Here is a 16291-nt window from a genome sequence, read left to right as displayed (position 1 = left end):
CCATGGGCACCCGCAACTCGGTCGGGGCCGGGGCACGTTCTTCACAGAACGTCCTGCTGGGCATTGTAGCCCACGCCCCAGGCCACCAAGCCCTGACGGAAATCCTCCGGCGGCAGGGCCTGGAACACCAGTTCCTGTCCGCTGACGGGGTGTTTGAAAGCCAGGCGCCAGGCATGCAGGGCCTGGCGCGACATCCCGGCCGCCGGCGTCCCGCCGTACAGGGTGTCGGCCAGCAGCGGATGCCCGATGGAGGCCGCATGCACGCGGATCTGGTGCGTGCGCCCGGTGTGCAGGGTGCAGCGCAGCCAGCAGCCCTGTTCGGCGTTGTGCAGGAGCTCGAAGGTGGTCTTGGCAGGCTTGCCCGGCTGGCGCAGCAGGTCCACCACAGCCATGCGCAAGCGGTTGCGCGGGTCCCGCCCGATGGCAGCCTCCACCTCACGCCGGGCCGGGCCACTCCAGGGCTGGTGGGCCAGCGCCAGGTACTGGCGGCTGACAGCCCGCTCCGCGATCAGCTTGACCAGCGCATCCATGGTGGTCCGCGTGCGCGCCACCACCATCAGGCCACTGGTGTCCTTGTCCAGGCGGTGCACGATGCCCGCGCGCGGCAACTGCGCCGCCTTGGCGTCGTGCGCCAGCAGGCCGTTGAGCAGAGTGCCGCGCCAGTTTCCCGGCGCCGGGTGCACCACCAGGCCGGCGGGCTTGTTGAGCACCAGCAGGTGCTCGTCCTCGTGCACGATATCCAGTGCCATGGGCTCGGGCAAAAAGGCCTGGCTCTGGGGCGTGGGACGCAATTCGATCTGGCCCTGCTCTCCCGCACGCACCTTGTGCGCCGGCTTGCGCAGGGTGAGCTCGCCCTGGGTCACGGCGCCCGCCTCGATCAGCTGCTGCAGGTAGCTGCGCGAGAACTCCGGCACCAGCTCACTCAAAGCCCGGTCCAAGCGCAGTCCGTGCTGGTCCACCCCGATCGTCCAGGGCCGCAGCTCGACCTCCGAAGCCCCTTCGCTCGCCTCGTCCAGGTCGTCGCTGACGGGGTCGGTCGATATAATTGGTTCTTGATGTTTCAACGAGTACGCCTCTGATGCCCAGCGCCAAATTATCGGTCGTCTCCGCCCTGCTCCTGGCCGCCGCTGCGCTGCTGGCCGGCTGCTCCACCAAACCGATCGATCCGACGGCCAAGATGACGCCGGAAGAAATCCTTGCGGAAGCGCGCGAGGAAGTCTTCAACCTGCAGTACGGCAAGGCCATCGGGCTCTTCGAGAAACTCGAAGGCCGCGCCGCCGGCACACCACTGGCGCAACAGGCCCAGCTCGAAAAGGCCTACGCCCACTACAAGAACGAGGAGCCGGCCCAGGCCATCGCCACGCTGGACCGCTTCATGCGCCTGCACCCGGCCAGTCCGGCCCTGGACTATGCGCTCTACTTCAGGGGCGTGGTCAACTTCAACGAGAACCTGGGCCTGTTCTCCTCGATCACGCGCCAGGACCTGGCAGAGCGCGACCAGCAGGCCGCCAAGGAATCCTTCGCCTCCTTCAAGGAGCTGGTCACACGCTTCCCGGATTCGCGTTACACACCCGATGCGCGCGCGCGCATGATCCACATCGTCAACTCGCTGGCCAAGTACGAAGTGCACGTGGCGCGTTATTACCACAGCCGCGGCGCCTACCTGGCGGCCATCAACCGCGCCCAACAGGCCATTGCCGACTACCGTGATGCGCCCGCGCTGGAGGACGCCCTCTACCTCCTGGTGCAGTGCTATGACGCCCTGCAACTGCCCCAGTTGCGCGACGACGCGCGTCGCGTGCTGCAGACCAACTACCCGCAAAGCCGCTACATCAGCAGCGCCGATACCACCACCGCCACGGTCAAGCCGGGTCCGTGGTGGAAGCTGTGGTGAGCTCCAGCAAGCGCTGATCGAGCTCGGCCTCCGTGGCCAGCCGCCGCATCGGCGGCAGTGCCGCCATCAGGCGGCGTCCATACCCCATGCTGACCAGGCGCGTGTCGCAGATCAGCAGCACCCCCTGGTCCGAGATGCGCCGGATCAGCCGCCCCGCCCCCTGCTTGAGCGCCACTGCCGCCTCGGGCACGTGGTAATCGTTGAAGGGACTGCGCCCGGCCGCCTCCAGGCGCCGGCTGCGCGCCTGCACCAGCGGATCACCGGGCGGCGGAAAAGGCAGCTTGTCGATCACCACCAGCTGCAGTGCCTCCCCCGGGATGTCCACTCCCTCCCAGAAGGAAGCCGAGGCCACCAGCACGCAACCCGGCTGGCCGGGCAGCACGCCCTCGCGAAAACGGTCCAGCAGCTCGCGCTTGGGCAACTGCCCCTGGCTCAGCACCTGCAAATTGCTCTCGGGCGGCAACAACTGTGGCAGGCGCTCGCTGATGCTGCGCAAAGCCCGCAGCGTCGTGGTCAGCACCAGGGTGCGCCCGCCCAGCACCGGGGCCAGGCGCGCCACCAGGGCGGCCACTTCATCGCTGTGCCGCGCGTCGTTGGGCTTGGACAGCTGGCGCGGCACGTAGACAGCGGCCTGGCGCGCATAGTCAAAGGGGCTGTCCACGCGCAATACGCGGGCTTCACCCAGGCCACAGGGTTCGGTGAACCAGCTCAGACGCTCGTCATCGCCCAGCGTGGCGGACGTGAAGATCCAGCTGCGTGAGGAAGTCTCGCCCTCGCGCGGCGCCAGCAGGCGTGTCTGCACCGCCTCGGCGATGTCCAGCGGCGACTCCACCAGACGCAGCTGCTGACTGACTTCGAGCCAGCGTACCGCCTCGGGCGCGCGCTCGGCCTGGAAAAAATCCGCCAGAGCCACCAGGCCCCGGGCCCGCTCGGCCAGACGCATGAAATCCGGCCCGAGTTCGTCCATATGCTCCAGGGCGGCGCGCGCCTCACCGCATGCGCGCTGCAGCGCGCCCAGGGCCAGACCCCAGGCGTCGGCGTCGATGCGCTCGGGCGCGACGCCGTCCCAGGCGTGGCGGCTGCCACCGGCCGGTGCCCGGCCGGCGCACAGGCGCAGGTCCCGCGTGGCGCGCTCCACCGCCCCGGTCAGCTGCTGCCAGTCGGCCAGGCCCCGCGCCTGTTGCAGGCCACAAGCCAGCAGGTCACGACAGAAATCCAGCACCTGGGCCGTGGAAAGCTGGCGGCCCAGGAACTGCACCCCGGTCTCGTTGAGCGTGTGGGCCTCGTCGAAGATCACCGTGCTCACGCTGGGCAGCAGTTCGGCCATGCCCGATTCGCGCACCGCGAGGTCGGCGAAGAACAGATGGTGGTTGATCACCACCACATCCGCCGCCAGGGCCTCGCGCCGCGCCAGGTTGACGTGGCAGTCGCGGTAACGTGGGCAATTGCTGCCCAGGCAATTGTCGCGTGTGGATGTGACCAAAGGTATCACCGGTGAGCGTTCGTCCAGCCCCGGCAGTTCGGCCAGGTCGCCGCTGCGGGTCTGCTGGGCCCAGCGCTCCACACGGGCCAGGGCATAGGCGGCCTGGGGCGCGGCCACGGCACCCTCCTGCCGGGCCAGCTCCATGCGGTGCAGGCAGAGGTAGCTCCCGCGCCCCTTGAGCAGGGCCGTGCGCAGGGGCAGTCCCAGGGCCTCGATCAGGCGCGGCAGGTCGCGGCCGTACAGCTGGTCCTGCAGGGTCTTGGTGGCGGTGGAGAGCAGCACGCGCTCGCCGCTGAGCAGGGCCGGCACCAGATAGGCGTAGGTTTTGCCCACGCCGGTGCCGGCTTCGGCCACCAGCACGCTGCGCTCGGCAATGGCCTCGGCCACGGCCAACGCCATGTCGGTCTGGCCGCTGCGGGGGTGGAATTCGTCGACGGTGCGCGCCAGCACGCCCTCGGGCGCGAAAGCCGCGCGCACGGCATCATGCAGGTTCATCGGGCGTGAGCTGGTGTTCGAGGCGGGAGATCTCGTCGCGCAGGGCCAGACGCCGCTTCTTGAGACGCCGCATCAGCAGTTCGTCATGCTCGGGCGCATGGCTCATGCGGTCGATCGCCGCGTCGAGGTCGGCGTGCTCCATGCGCAGCTCAATCAGGCGGCGCTGCGGCGAATGCAGATTGGAATCCAAAAATCAGGCCCGGTAGGAAAACGACCAAAGCGGGAATACTTGTCAGCTATGCTCTGGCGGATGGTTTGATAATACGACTTTCAATCCACCCACCCGGGGTACGGATCCAAGGGACAAACAGAACCATGAGCAAAGGCTACCGACTCACCGCCGCCACCGGCATCCACAAGGGCGACCGCGAATACCAGCAGGACCAGGTGGCGGTATTCACGCATCCGCGCCACGTCGGTTGCATGCTGGCCGTGGTGGCCGACGGCATGGGCGGGCGCAGCGGCGGGCGCAAGGCCTCCGATCAGGTCATGCTGACCGCCAAGCAGCTGTTCGAGCGCTACGCCCCCGAGACCGACGACGCAGCGGCCATGTTGTCCCAGATGGTGCAGGAAGCCCACATCGTCATCAAACTCACGGCCATCTCCGCCGAGCAGGAGCCGCACAGCACCCTGGCGGCCTTCCTGATCAACCCGGCGGGCGACTGCCATTGGATCCATGCCGGCGACTCGCGCATCTACCACTTCCACGCCAACCAGATCGTGCGCCGTACCCTGGACCACTCCTATGTGCAGACCCTGGTCAACCGCGGGGAACTGACGGAAGAGGAAGCCGCCGTGCACCCGCAGTCCAACATCCTCATGGGCTGCCTGGGCACCGAAAGCGATCCGCCCCAGGAAACCCATTTCATTCCGCAGCTCAAGCCGGGCGACACGCTCATGGCCTGCAGCGACGGCGTCTGGCACTATTTCAGCAATGAGGAACTGGGCTCGGTGCTCTCCAGCCTGTCGGCGCGCGAGGCCTCGGAGTTCCTGATCGAGAAGGCGCGCTCACGCGCCGGTGGTGGTGGCGACAACCTGTCGCTGGTCATCGTCAAGCTCGAACCGCTGAACGACAAGCGCTGAGCCTCAACGCCGATCAAGAGACACGGTCTCTTACGGCGGTACCGGCAGCGGTCGGCTCGTGGAACGCGGTTTCTCCGACTGCGCACGTTCGCGCTCCTGCCTGCGTTCGTTGGCGCGCTGCTGCTTCTCCTCGTAGACCTGCTGCAGCCGCGCACGTTCGGCCGCCGCTGCTGCGGCGCTGCCGGGGGCCGAAGCCGGGCGGGCCGGCGCGGAGGCCGATGTTGCGGGCGCGGGCGCGACCTGGGTCGCCTGCTTCTGCCGCGCGCGCCGTTGCCGCTCCTCGAACTCCTTCTGCGCAGCCGCGCGTTCCTCAGCAGCCTGCTCGCTGGCGCGCTGGGCGGCACGCTCTTCCGTACGGCGCACCTGCTCGGCCGCCACCGCGGCCCGGCGTTCGTCATTGAGGATGATCTCCTGGCGGCGCAATTCCTCCAGGCTCACGCGGCGGCGCTTGCGCACCTCGCTGAGGCAGTCGTTCACCGCAAAACGCTGGTAGCAGTCTGCCTCTTCCTGGCCATAGCGCTCCAGGGTCTGGCGGCGTTCGGACGCGATGCGCACACGTTCGCGCGCGGCCAACTCCGGGTCGTAGGAAGCCGGCTGCTGCGCCCAGGCGAGGGCCACGGTGCCCAGGCCAGCCAGCAGAATCAGAAAACGTTTCATGTCAGGCGGGTGTCGACCACACGACGTTCCGATTCAAGGAACTCGCGCGACTGCATTTCATTGAGTCGTGACACTGTACGCGGAAATTCGTGCACCAGGGGCCCCTCGGTGTAGAGCGCCTCGGGCGGCACGGCGGCCGACATGATGAGCTTGACGCGCCGGTCGTAGAGCACGTCCACCAGCCAGGTGAAACGCCGCGCCTCGGAGGCCATGCGCACCGGCATGTAGGGCACATCACTCAGGAACACGGTGTGGAACTGGGTGGCGATTTCCAGGTAATCGTTCTGCGAGCGCGGGCCGCCGCACAGGGTGCGGAAGTCAAACCAGACCACGCCACCGGCCTTGCGCCGCGCGTGGATCTGGCGCGCCTCGATGTGCAGCACCGGGTCCTCGTCATGCGCCTCGGCCAGGCGGTCGAAGGCCTGCGACATCGCGGTATCGGCCTCGGGCCCCAGAGGGGTGTGGTACATCTGCACCTGCTCCATGGTGCGGCGGCGATAGTCGGTGCCGTTGTCCACGTTGACCAGCTCCATGGTCTGGTTCAGCAGGGCGATGGCCGGCAGGATGCGCTCGCGGTGCAGGCCGTTGGGGTAGAGGTCGTCCGGCTTGAAGTTGGACGTCGCCACCAGACCCACGCCGTTCTTGGACAAGGCCGACAACAGCCGGTGCAGGATCATGGCATCGGTGATGTCCGCGACGTGGAACTCGTCGAAGCAGATCAGCTTGTACTTGTCGGCCATGCGCTCGGCCAGGGCATCGAGCGGGTTGACCGTGCCCTGCAACTCGGCCAGCTCGCGGTGCACTTCGCGCATGAACTCGTGGAAGTGCAGGCGCGTCTTGCGCACCAGGGGCACGGCGTTGAAGAAGCAGTCCATCAGGAAGCTCTTGCCGCGCCCCACCCCGCCGTACAGGTACACCCCCTTGGGGATGTCCGGATGGTTGAGCAGCTTCTTGATCGCGTTGGAGCGCTTGACCTTGTATTCGGCCCATTCGACAGCGCAATGCTCCAGCGCCTCGACGGCGCGCAGCTGCGCGGGGTCACTGGCGTAACCCCGCGTTTTCAGCTCTGCCTCATAGGCCTCGCGTACCGATGCCAAGCCGTGGTACCCGCGTGCTTCAGAAGTTCAGCGTGCGCTTGTCCACGGCCAGCGCGGCTTCCTTGGTCGCCTCGCTGAGGGACGGGTGCGCGTGGCAGATGCGGGCGATGTCCTCGGCGCTGGCCTTGAACTCCATGGCCACCACGGCCTCGGAGATCAGCTCGCTGGCCATGGGGCCCACGATGTGCACGCCCAGGATCTCGTCGGTCTTGGCATCGGCCAGAAACTTGACCATACCGGTCGTGTCGCCCAGCGCGCGCGCGCGGCCGTTGGCCAGGAAGGGGAAGGTGCCGGCCTTGTAGGCCACGCCGTCCGCCTTGAGCTGCTGCTCGGTACGACCGACCCAGGCGATCTCGGGGCTGGTGTAGATGACCCAGGGAATGGTGTTGAAGTTCACGTGCCCGTGCTGGCCGGCAATACGCTCGGCCACGGCCACGCCTTCTTCTTCCGCCTTGTGCGCCAGCATCGGGCCGCGCACCACGTCACCCACGGCCCACACGCCGGGCAGATTGGTCTTGCAATCGCCATCAACCACGATGGCGCCGCGCTCGTCCAGCTTCAGGCCCACGGCTTCGGTGTTCAGGCCGATGGTGTTGGGCACACGGCCGATGGACACGATGAGTTTGTCCACGTCCAGCGTCTGGGCCTCGCCCTTGGCATTGGTCCAGGCCACGCTCACGCCTTTCTTGCCGTTCTTGATCTCGCCAACCTTCACGCCCAGCTCGATCTTCAGGCCCTGCTTGTCGAAAGCCTTCTTGGCTTCCTTGGCGATCTGCTCGTCCACCGCGCCCAGGAAGGTGGGCAGGGCTTCCAGCACGGTCACCTCGGCGCCCAGGCGGCGCCAGACCGAGCCCATCTCCAGGCCGATCACGCCCGAGCCGATCAGGCCCAGCTTCTTCGGAACCGCGCCGATACGCAGCGCCCCGTCGTTGGACAGGACATTGACCTCGTCAAACGGCGTGCCCGGCAAGGCGCGGGCATTGGAGCCGGTCGCCACGATGACCTGCTTGGCCACCAGGGTCTCTTCGGCGGCACCGGCCACCTTGAGCTCGTAGCCGCCATCCACGGCCTTCACGAAGGAGCCGCGGCCATGGAAGAAGGCCACCTTGTTCTTCTTGAACAGGTAGAGGATGCCGTCGTTGTTCTGCTTGACCACGCTGTCCTTGCGGCCCAGCATCTTGGCCACGTCCATCTTGACGTCGCTGGCCGTGATGCCGTGATCGGCAAAGTGCTTGTTGGCATGCTCGAAATGCTCGGACGACTGCAGCAGCGCCTTGGACGGGATGCAACCCACGTTGGTGCAGGTACCACCGGGGGCCGGGCCGCCCTTGTCGTTCTTCCATTCGTCGATGCACGCCACGTTCATGCCCAGCTGGGCGGCGCGGATGGCGGCGATGTAACCGCCGGGACCGCCACCGATGACAACCACGTCGAATTGCTTGCTCATGTATCTACTCCTGCGCGCACCGTGATCAGTGCGCAAGCTTGAGGGTGACGACCCCGCCAACGATCAGCGCCACGCCCAGGAACCTGGCCAGCGTGGCGGCATCGCCGAAGAACATCACCCCGATCAAAAAAGTTCCGGCGCCGCCGATCCCGGTCCACACCGCGTAGGCAGTGCCGATCGGGATCTCGCGTTGCGCCAACCACAACAACCAGCCGCTCACTGCCATCGAACCTACCGCGCCGACGATACCGCTCACGCGGTACTCGGCCTGTTGCGACAGCTTGAAGCCCAGGGGCCAGCCGATCTCGAACAGGCCTGCCAGCAGCAGGTAGACCCAGGCCATGCGAGGCTCAGATGTCGAACAGCAGGCGGGCCGGGTCTTCCAGCGCTTCCTTCATGGCCACCAGGCCCAGCACGGCTTCGCGGCCGTCGATGATGCGGTGGTCGTAGCTCATGGCCAGGTAGTTGATCGGACGGACCACGATCTGCCCGTTCTCCACCACGGCGCGGTCTTTGGTGGCGTGCACGCCCAGGATGGCCGACTGCGGCGGGTTGATGATGGGGGTGGACAGCATGGAGCCGAACACGCCGCCGTTGGAGATGGAGAAGGTGCCACCGGTCATCTCTTCGATGCCCAGCTTGCCGTCACGCGCCTTGGCGCCGTACTCGGCGATCTTCTTCTCGATGTCGGCAAAGCTCATCTGGTCGGCGTTGCGCAGGATGGGCACCACCAGACCGCGCGGCGAACCCACGGCGATACCGATGTCGAAGTAGCCGTGGTAGACGATGTCGTTGCCGTCCACCGAGGCGTTGAGCACCGGGTACTTCTTCAGGGCGTGCACGGCAGCCTTCACGAAGAAGGACATGAAGCCGATCTTGACGCCGTGTTCCTTCTCGAACTTCTCCTGGAAGCGCTTGCGCATCTCCATCACCGGGGCCATGTTGACCTCGTTGAAGGTGGTCAGGATGGCGTTGCTCGACTGCGACTGCAGCAGACGCTCGGCCACGCGCGCGCGCAGGCGGCTCATGGGCACGCGCTGTTCGGGGCGCTCGCCCAGGTGCAGCGCGCTCGGCGCGGACACCTGCGGCAGGGCCTTGGTCGGCACGCCGGTGGGGATGGCAGCGGGAGCCGGCTTGGCGCCGCCACCGGCCACGGTGGCCAGCACGTCACCCTTGGTCACGCGGCCGTCCTTGCCGGTGCCCGGCACGGAGCCCGGCGCCAGATTGTTGTCGGCCATGATCTTGGCGGCAGCGGGCATGGCCACACCGGCCTTGGAGGCCGACACGGCAGCGGCAGCCGAAGCGGCGGCGGGAGCCGCTGCAGCCGCGGGCGCAGCGGCGGCCGCGGGAGCACCCGCGCTGGCCTTGCCGTCGGTATCGATGCGGGCGATCAGCTGGTCGGCCACCACGGTGCCGCCATCACCGACCAGGATCTCGGCCAGCACGCCAGCCGACGGGGCCGGCACTTCCAGCACGACCTTGTCGGTCTCGATGTCGATCAGGATCTCGTCGGCAGCCACCAGCTCGCCGACCTTCTTCTTCCATTGCAGCATGGTGGCTTCTGCCACCGATTCGGACAGCTGCGGGACCTTGACTTCTACGATAGCCATGTGAATTCTCTCTTTGTTAGCTTGCGGGACAGGCAGTCAGCGCCTGTCCTCCACCGATTCAGAAAACGTTGATCCTTATTTGGTCAGCACGAAGCCCTTGAGCTTGGCGAAGGCGGCTTCCACCAGGGCCTTCTGCTGCTCCTGGTGCAGGTGGGCGTAACCCACCGCCGGCGAGGCCGAGGCCGCACGACCGGCATAACCCAGCTTCTGGCCCTCGAGCATGTTCTCGTGGATGTAGTGCTGCACGAAGAACCAGGCGCCCTGGTTCTGCGGCTCGTCCTGGCACCACACGATGTCGGTGGCGTTCGGGTACTTCTTGAGCTCGGCGGCGAAGACCTTGTGCGGAAAGGGATAGAGCTGCTCGACGCGGATGATGGCCACGTCGTCCAGGCCCTTCTCCTCGCGCTTCTTGACCAGGTCGTAATAGACCTTGCCGGAGCAGGCGATCACGCGCTTGACCTTGTCGGCCTTGATGTCCTTCTGCTCGCCGATGACGGTCTGGAAGCCGCCCTTGGTGAACTCGGACAGCGGCGAGGTCGCGTCCTTGTTACGCAGCAGAGACTTGGGCGTCATGATGATCAGCGGCTTGCGCAGATCACGGATCTGCTGGCGACGCAACACGTGGAAGATCTGGCTGGCCGTGGTCGGCTGCACGATCTGCATGTTCGTGTCGGCGGCCAGCTGCATGAAGCGCTCCAGACGGGCCGAGCTGTGCTCGGGGCCCTGGCCTTCGTAACCGTGCGGCAGCATCAGCGTGATGCCGTTCACACGGCCCCACTTCACTTCACCGGAGGCGATGAACTGGTCGATCACCACCTGGGCGCCGTTGGCGAAGTCGCCGAACTGGGCTTCCCAGATCACCAGGGTGTTGGGGTCGTTGGAGGCATAGCCATACTCGAAGCCCAGCACTGCCTCTTCCGACAGGATGGAGTCGATCACGACGAAGGGCGCCTGGCCCTCGCTGACGTTCTCCAGCGGCACATAGGTGCCCACGTCCCACTTCTCACGATTCTGGTCATGAATGACGGCGTGGCGGTGCGTGAAAGTACCGCGGCCGCAGTCCTCGCCCGACAGGCGCACCGGGTAGCCGCTGGCCACCAGGGAGGCCAGGGCCATGTGCTCGCCCATGCCCCAGTCCACCGGGATCTCGCCACGACCCATGGCGGCGCGGTCGTCATAGACCTTCTTCACCAGCTGGTGCGGCGTGACCGTCGCGGGGATGGTCGTGATCTTTTCGGCCAGACGCTTCCACTCGGTCAGCGGAATGGCGGTCTCGGCGGCATCCGTCCACTTCTTGCTCAGGTAGGGCGACCAGTCCACCGCGAACTTGCTCTTGAAGTTCGTCAGCACCGGGTCCACCGTGTGGCGGCCGGCGTCCATGGCGGCGCGGTAGGCCTTGACCATCTCGTCCGGGCCGGAGGCCGTCAGCACGCCCTGGGTGACCAGCTTGTCACCGTAGAGCTTGCGCGTGCCAGGGTGGGCCGCGATCTTCTTGTACATCAGCGGCTGGGTCAGGCTGGGGGTGTCCTGCTCGTTGTGGCCCAGCTTGCGGAAACAGGTGATGTCTACCACCACGTCCTGGGCGAATTCCATACGGAACTCGAGCGCCAGCTGAGTGGCCAGCACCACGGCTTCCGGGTCATCGCCGTTGACGTGCAGCACCGGCGCCTCGACCATCTTGACGATGTCGGTGCAATACACGGTGGAGCGCATGTCGCGCGGGTCGGAGGTGGTGAAACCGATCTGGTTGTTGATGATGATATGCACCGTGCCGCCCGTGGAGTAACCACGGGTCTGGGCCAGCGCCAGGGTTTCCTGGTTCACACCCTGGCCGCCGAAGGCAGCGTCACCGTGCACCAGCACCGGCAGCACCTGCTTGCCCTTGGGGTCGCCGCGGCGGTCCATGCGGGCGCGCACCGAGCCCTCGACCACCGGGTTCACGATCTCCAGGTGCGAGGGGTTGAAGGCCAGGCTCAGGTGCACCGGGCCGCCGGGGGTGGTGACGTCGGAGCTGAAGCCCTGGTGGTATTTCACGTCACCAGCCGGCAGGTCTTCCGGCGCGGTGTGGTCGAACTCGGCGAACAGGTCCGCGGGCATCTTGCCCATGGAGTTCACCAGCACGTTCAGGCGGCCGCGGTGGGCCATGCCGATCACGATCTCCTGCACGCCCTTGACACCGGCGAGCTGGATCAGCTCGTCCATGGCGGCAATGAAGCTCTCGCCGCCTTCGAGCGAGAAGCGCTTCTGGCCAACGTACTTGGTATGCAGGAATCGCTCCAGGCCCTCGGCCGCGGTCAGGCGGTCCAGGATCTGTTTTTTCTTTTCAGCGCCGTAGTTCGGCTTGCTGCGGATGCTTTCCAGCTTCTGCTGCCACCAGCGCTTCTGCGCCTGGTCGGTGGTGTGCATGAACTCGGCACCGAGGGTGCCGCAGTAGGTCTCGCGCAGCGCGTTGAGCATCTCGCGCAGCGACATGGAGTCACGGCCGAAGAAGGTGTTGCTGATGTTGAACACCGTCTCTTGGTCAGCGTCGCTGAAGCCGTAGAAGGAGGGCTCCAGCTCGGGAATGGCGGGGCGCTCGGTGCGCTTGAGCGGGTCCAGGTCGGCCCAGCGCTGGCCCACGTTGCGGTAGGCGGCAATCAGCTGCTGCACGGCGGTGCGCTTGCGGCCCATCTCGGAGTCGGCACCCGTGGCCATGACCACCTGGGTCACACCGGCCTTGGCACGCTCGGCAAAGGCATTGATGACGGGCAGGTGGGGAATGTCCTTGGCGTTCGTGCCGTCGACAGCGGGCACGTGCTGCAGGGCGTCGAAGTAATCGCGCCAGTTGTCGGGGACGCTGCCGGGGTTGGCGAGGTAGTTCTCGTACATCTCTTCGACGTACGGAGCATTGCCCCCGAACAGATAGGTGTTGTCGCTGTACGTCTGATAGACGGACGCGGACTTGGAACCCTGAGATTGGGATTCGCTCATATTGCGCTGACCTCCGTTTCCCTGAAGGAAACTTTGACTGGTTGGAAAAACCTTCCGCGGCACGGCTGGACCGGTTGGCGGATGCGACTGTGGCAGGAAGGAGCCTTAGTACAGGCCAGATTGTGCCACCGATTCCCCGGTGACGCAAAGCTGCTTATGCATTTGCATGCTGATTCTTATGATTTCGTGACGGCGCCCACCAGCTCCCGCACCTGCTGCAGGGCGCTCGGATCATCCAGCGTGGTCAGGTCGCCCGGGTCGCGGCCCTCGGCCACGGCCTGCAAGGCCCGGCGCAACAGCTTGCCGCTGCGGGTCTTGGGCAGCAGGTTCACGAAAAACACGCGGGAAGGCCGGGCCACCGCACCCAGCTGGCTGTCCACCACCTTCATCACCTCGCCCTCGAGCTTCAGGCGCGCAGCCGGGTCGCCCAGGGCGCTGGCGTCGCGTGCCACGGCAAAAGCCATGGCCACCTGGCCCTTGAGCTGGTCGGCCACCCCCACCACGGCCACCTCGGCCACATTGGGATGGCTGGCGATGCATTCCTCGATCTCGCGCGTGCCCAGGCGGTGCCCGGCCACGTTGATCACGTCGTCGGTACGGCCCAGGATGAAGAAATAACCGTCCTTGTCGCGTATGCCCCAGTCGAAGGTGCTGTAGACCAGCTTGCCCGGGATGCTCTTCCAGTAGGTGTTCACAAAACGCGCGTCGTCGCGCCACACGGTCTGCATGCAACCCGGCGGCAGCGGGCCCTCGATGGCCACCACACCCTTCTGGTCCGGGCCGACCAGCTCCTGGCCCGTGGCCTCGCTGATGAGCTTCACGTCAAAACCGTACATGGGCACACCCGGGCTGCCGAACTTGCTGGGCGCGCGCTCCACGCCGTTGGCGATGGTCAGGATGGGCCAGCCCGTCTCGGTCTGCCAGTAGTTGTCGATGATGGGCACACCCAGGCCCTGGCTGATCCACTGCGCCGTGGGCTCGTCCAGCGGCTCGCCCGCCAGGTAAAGCGCCTTGAGGCTGGAGAGGTCGTATTTCTTGAGGAAGGCCGGGTCCTGTTTTTTCAGCACACGCACGGCCGTGGGCGCGGAGAACATGCGCGTGACCTTGTACTTCTCCACCAGCTGCCACCAGATGCCGGCATCGGGCCGGATGGGCAGGCCCTCGTACATGATGGTCGCCATGCCGGCGATCAGCGGGCCGTAGACGATGTAGCTGTGCCCCACCACCCAGCCGATGTCACTGGTGGAGAAATAGGTCTCGCCGGGCCGGCTTTCGAAGATGTACTTCATGCTCGCGGCCAGGGCCACGGCGTAGCCCCCCGTGTCGCGCTGCACACCCTTGGGCTTCCCGGTGGTGCCCGATGTGTAGAGCGTGTAGCTGATGTGCGTCGCGTCCAGCCACACGCAGGGCACCACGGTGTTCAGGTGCTGCTCGCGCAGCTTGCCCCACAGATGGTCGCGCCCGGCCGTCAGGTCCATGGGAGCCAGCTGGCGGTCCACCAGCAGTACCGACTGCGGCTTGTGCTTGGACAGGCGGATGGCCTCGTCCAGCAGCGGCTTGTAGGCCACCACCTTGCCGCCTCGCGAACCGGCATCCGCGCTGACCACCACCTTGGGCTCGGCATCCTCGATGCGCGAAGCCAGGGAACCCGATGCGAAACCTCCGAACACCACCGAGTGAATGGCCCCGATGCGCGCGCAGGCCAGCATGGCAAAGGCCGCCTCGGCGATCATGGGCATGTAGATCAGCACGCGGTCGCCCTGCTCCACCCCCAGGGCGCGCAGGCTGGCGGCCATGCGCTGCACTTCGGTGTGCAGTTCGCGGAAGCTGTAGGTCTTTTCCTGCCCGGTCTCGGTGCTGACATAGATCAGCGCAGCCTGGTCGGCGCGATCCTTCAGGTGCCGGTCCACCGCGTTGTGGCACAAGTTGGTGGTGCCACCCACATACCAGCGCGCAAAAGGCGGATTGCTGTAGTCGCAGATCTGCTGCGGCGCCTGTTGCCAGTCGATCAGCTGGGCCTGCTCGGCCCAGAAGGCCTCACGGTCGGTGATGGAACGGCGGTAAAACTCGGCGTAGCGGCTCATCCAGGCTCTCCTCGGGTCTTGTTTTGAACTGAATTCATAATTATGAGGACGCATCTTGCGGCAAACTGACGCGGCCCACCCATTCCAGGCCCGCAAAATGACCTAAGTCAAGCTTTCTGCCTTGAGGCCCGCCACCACGGCCGCGGCGGCCAACGTCGCCACAGCCACAAGACAAACAGACCAAACAGGGTGTAGGCCAGCCCGAAAGCCCAGGGCGGCAAGTCGTAATACAGCAGGCGCTGCAACCAGTCTTCGATGAAGCTGCGCTCGTAACCGGCCAGTCTGGCCTGGCGGCGCAAATGGTTTTCCAGTTGGGTCAGCGGGCAGGTCGCGCCCAGCCAAGCCTGCAACACCACAAAACCGATGGCCCCCAGATGCGCCCAACGAAACAGCGGCGCCCGCACCCAGCGCCAGCCCAGCCAGCCGCCCGGCACCACCACCAACGCCCCTCCCAGCACAAAAGCCACCACCGCGACATGCAGGGTGAGCACCGCGTCGGCCAGCATCTGCCAGAGCTGCAGGGTCTCCATGATGGCCGGATGATAGAGGGCGGCCCGGCGCGACCGCATGCCGGTTTCCCCTACACTCGCTGGCATGCTGCACAGCCCCATCAAACACTGCAAGAACTGCGGCGTGGCCGTGGTCTACCGCATCCCCGACGACGGCGACACCCGCGAACGCGCGGTCTGCCCCGCCTGCAGTACCATCCACTACGAAAACCCGCTCAATGTGGTGGGCACCGTGCCCCATTGGGGCGACAAGGTGCTGCTGTGCAAGCGCAATATCGAACCGCGCAAAGGCAAGTGGACCCTGCCCGCCGGCTTCCTGGAGCTGGGCGAAAGCACGGCCCAGGGCGCAGCCCGCGAGACGGACGAAGAAGCCGGCGCCCAGATCGAGATGGAAGGCCTGTTCACCATCATCAGCGTGGCCCGTGTCGGCCAGGTGCATCTGTTCTACCGCGCCAGGCTGCTCAGCGACCAGTTCATGCCGGGCCAGGAAACCATGGAAGCCCAGCTCTACGCCGAGCACGAGATTCCCTGGGACGAGATCGCCTTTCGCACCGTCAAGGAAACGCTGGAGCGCTACTTTGCCGACCGCAAGGCCGGCCATTTCCAGGTGCACGACGTCGACCTGGTCTGACGCTGCGGCGCCGACACGCGACATATACCCTTACATTTCCCCGCTTATCGCGCTATCCGCCCCTCCGGATTCGGGGTAAATTGTGAACAGGCTAGGCCCGCGTCCAAGCAAGGCCACCACACAGAGACAAACCCAAAATGAAGCGGCAAGAGCGGAATCAGCATTTTTGGAACGTAGACCTCCGCGAGGTCTTCAGGGAATGGCTGAGCCAACTCTGGACTTTTTTCCTCACTTTGCTGACTTTCATCGGTATCGGCCTGCCCGTGCTGATCTCCATCTTTGTGCTGTGGTATCTTGCAGGCTTCCCCCGTATCTCCTGGTAACCCCAAGG

At 66.0% G+C, this 16291-nt stretch carries 14 protein-coding genes; 3 read left to right on the top strand and 11 right to left on the bottom strand.

Annotated features, from left to right (window positions below; all coding sequences use genetic code 11):
- Positions 1-41 precede the first annotated feature (41 nt).
- On the bottom strand, positions 42-1064 hold the full coding sequence (locus tag AC07NT_RS05490) for an RluA family pseudouridine synthase (protein WP_498597447.1): 1023 nt from the start codon (positions 1062-1064) through the stop codon (positions 42-44).
- 14 nt (positions 1065-1078) lie between these two features.
- Here AC07NT_RS05490 and AC07NT_RS05485 point away from each other — a divergent pair, with 14 nt between their 5' ends.
- Entirely contained in the window at positions 1079-1894 is an 816-nt protein-coding gene (locus AC07NT_RS05485; RefSeq protein WP_498597448.1) for an outer membrane protein assembly factor BamD, read from the top strand.
- Here AC07NT_RS05485 and yoaA read toward each other — a convergent pair.
- Complete coding sequence (yoaA, locus tag AC07NT_RS05480; RefSeq protein ID WP_498597449.1) at positions 1863-3872, bottom strand: DNA repair helicase YoaA; 2010 nt, start codon at positions 3870-3872, stop codon at positions 1863-1865. The genes AC07NT_RS05485 and yoaA overlap by 32 nt on opposite strands.
- Positions 3859-4062, bottom strand: a complete 204-nt coding sequence (locus AC07NT_RS05475; protein ID WP_498597450.1) for a YdcH family protein — start codon at positions 4060-4062, stop codon at positions 3859-3861. The genes yoaA and AC07NT_RS05475 overlap by 14 nt, the downstream gene beginning before the upstream one ends.
- 125 nt (positions 4063-4187) lie before the next feature.
- Between AC07NT_RS05475 and AC07NT_RS05470 the strand changes: the two genes are divergently transcribed.
- A complete protein-coding gene (locus AC07NT_RS05470; protein WP_498597451.1) occupies positions 4188-4955 on the top strand; it encodes a PP2C family protein-serine/threonine phosphatase in 768 nt (255 codons plus the stop codon).
- Between the two features lie 30 nt (positions 4956-4985).
- Here the strand turns inward: AC07NT_RS05470 and AC07NT_RS05465 are convergent, their stop codons facing one another.
- The 8 genes from AC07NT_RS05465 to AC07NT_RS05430 form a co-directional block, all read right to left on the bottom strand.
- Positions 4986-5612 carry a hypothetical protein gene (locus AC07NT_RS05465; protein WP_498597452.1) on the bottom strand — a complete coding sequence of 209 codons (627 nt, stop codon included), beginning with the start codon at positions 5610-5612 and terminating at the stop codon, positions 4986-4988.
- Positions 5609-6709 (bottom strand): cell division protein ZapE, encoded by a 1101-nt coding sequence (zapE, locus tag AC07NT_RS05460; protein WP_498597453.1) that lies wholly within the window; start codon positions 6707-6709, stop codon positions 5609-5611. The genes AC07NT_RS05465 and zapE overlap by 4 nt, the downstream gene beginning before the upstream one ends.
- Positions 6710-6728: 19 nt before the next feature.
- The gene (gene lpdA / locus AC07NT_RS05455) at positions 6729-8156 is read right to left on the bottom strand and encodes a dihydrolipoyl dehydrogenase (RefSeq protein ID WP_498597454.1); all 1428 of its coding nucleotides are present in this window, start codon (positions 8154-8156) and stop codon (positions 6729-6731) included.
- 25 nt (positions 8157-8181) lie between these two features.
- Entirely contained in the window at positions 8182-8499 is a 318-nt protein-coding gene (locus AC07NT_RS05450; protein ID WP_498597455.1) for a DMT family transporter, read from the bottom strand.
- Between the two features lie 7 nt (positions 8500-8506).
- A complete protein-coding gene (gene odhB, locus AC07NT_RS05445; RefSeq protein WP_498597456.1) occupies positions 8507-9766 on the bottom strand; it encodes a 2-oxoglutarate dehydrogenase complex dihydrolipoyllysine-residue succinyltransferase in 1260 nt (419 codons plus the stop codon).
- Positions 9767-9841: 75 nt separating this feature from the next.
- Positions 9842-12736, bottom strand: a complete 2895-nt coding sequence (locus AC07NT_RS05440) for a 2-oxoglutarate dehydrogenase E1 component (RefSeq protein ID WP_498597457.1) — start codon at positions 12734-12736, stop codon at positions 9842-9844.
- A 176-nt stretch (positions 12737-12912) separates the two neighbouring features.
- Entirely contained in the window at positions 12913-14820 is a 1908-nt protein-coding gene (locus tag AC07NT_RS05435) for a propionate--CoA ligase (RefSeq protein ID WP_498597458.1), read from the bottom strand.
- Between the two features lie 107 nt (positions 14821-14927).
- Entirely contained in the window at positions 14928-15389 is a 462-nt protein-coding gene (locus tag AC07NT_RS05430; protein WP_498597459.1) for a DUF2784 domain-containing protein, read from the bottom strand.
- On the opposite strand from AC07NT_RS05430, the gene AC07NT_RS05425 reads away from it, so the two are divergent.
- Complete coding sequence (locus AC07NT_RS05425) at positions 15388-15960, top strand: NUDIX hydrolase (RefSeq protein ID WP_498597460.1); 573 nt, start codon at positions 15388-15390, stop codon at positions 15958-15960. The genes AC07NT_RS05430 and AC07NT_RS05425 overlap by 2 nt on opposite strands.
- Positions 15961-16291: the final 331 nt, after the last annotated feature.

The sequence above is a fragment of the Hylemonella sp. GW821-FHT10B10 genome, from assembly GCF_059415585.1.
Note: the sequence above shows the minus strand (reverse complement) of the source record. Positions and strands in the feature narration are given on the sequence as shown.

Excerpts from the sequence above, each read along its gene's own strand:
- AC07NT_RS05485 (WP_498597448.1), top strand. The coding sequence starts at position 1,079 with ATGCCCAGCGCCAAATTATCGGTCGTCTCCGCCCTGCTCCTGGCCGCC.
- yoaA (WP_498597449.1), bottom strand. The coding sequence starts at position 3,872 with ATGAACCTGCATGATGCCGTGCGCGCGGCTTTCGCGCCCGAGGGCGTG.
- AC07NT_RS05470 (WP_498597451.1), top strand. The coding sequence starts at position 4,188 with ATGAGCAAAGGCTACCGACTCACCGCCGCCACCGGCATCCACAAGGGC.
- AC07NT_RS05465 (WP_498597452.1), bottom strand. The coding sequence starts at position 5,612 with ATGAAACGTTTTCTGATTCTGCTGGCTGGCCTGGGCACCGTGGCCCTC.
- lpdA (WP_498597454.1), bottom strand. The coding sequence starts at position 8,156 with ATGAGCAAGCAATTCGACGTGGTTGTCATCGGTGGCGGTCCCGGCGGT.
- AC07NT_RS05450 (WP_498597455.1), bottom strand. The coding sequence starts at position 8,499 with ATGGCCTGGGTCTACCTGCTGCTGGCAGGCCTGTTCGAGATCGGCTGG.
- odhB (WP_498597456.1), bottom strand. The coding sequence starts at position 9,766 with ATGGCTATCGTAGAAGTCAAGGTCCCGCAGCTGTCCGAATCGGTGGCA.
- AC07NT_RS05440 (WP_498597457.1), bottom strand. The coding sequence starts at position 12,736 with ATGAGCGAATCCCAATCTCAGGGTTCCAAGTCCGCGTCCGTCTATCAG.
- AC07NT_RS05435 (WP_498597458.1), bottom strand. The coding sequence starts at position 14,820 with ATGAGCCGCTACGCCGAGTTTTACCGCCGTTCCATCACCGACCGTGAG.
- AC07NT_RS05425 (WP_498597460.1), top strand. The coding sequence starts at position 15,388 with ATGCCGGTTTCCCCTACACTCGCTGGCATGCTGCACAGCCCCATCAAA.
- AC07NT_RS05430 (WP_498597459.1), bottom strand. The coding sequence starts at position 15,389 with ATGCGGTCGCGCCGGGCCGCCCTCTATCATCCGGCCATCATGGAGACC.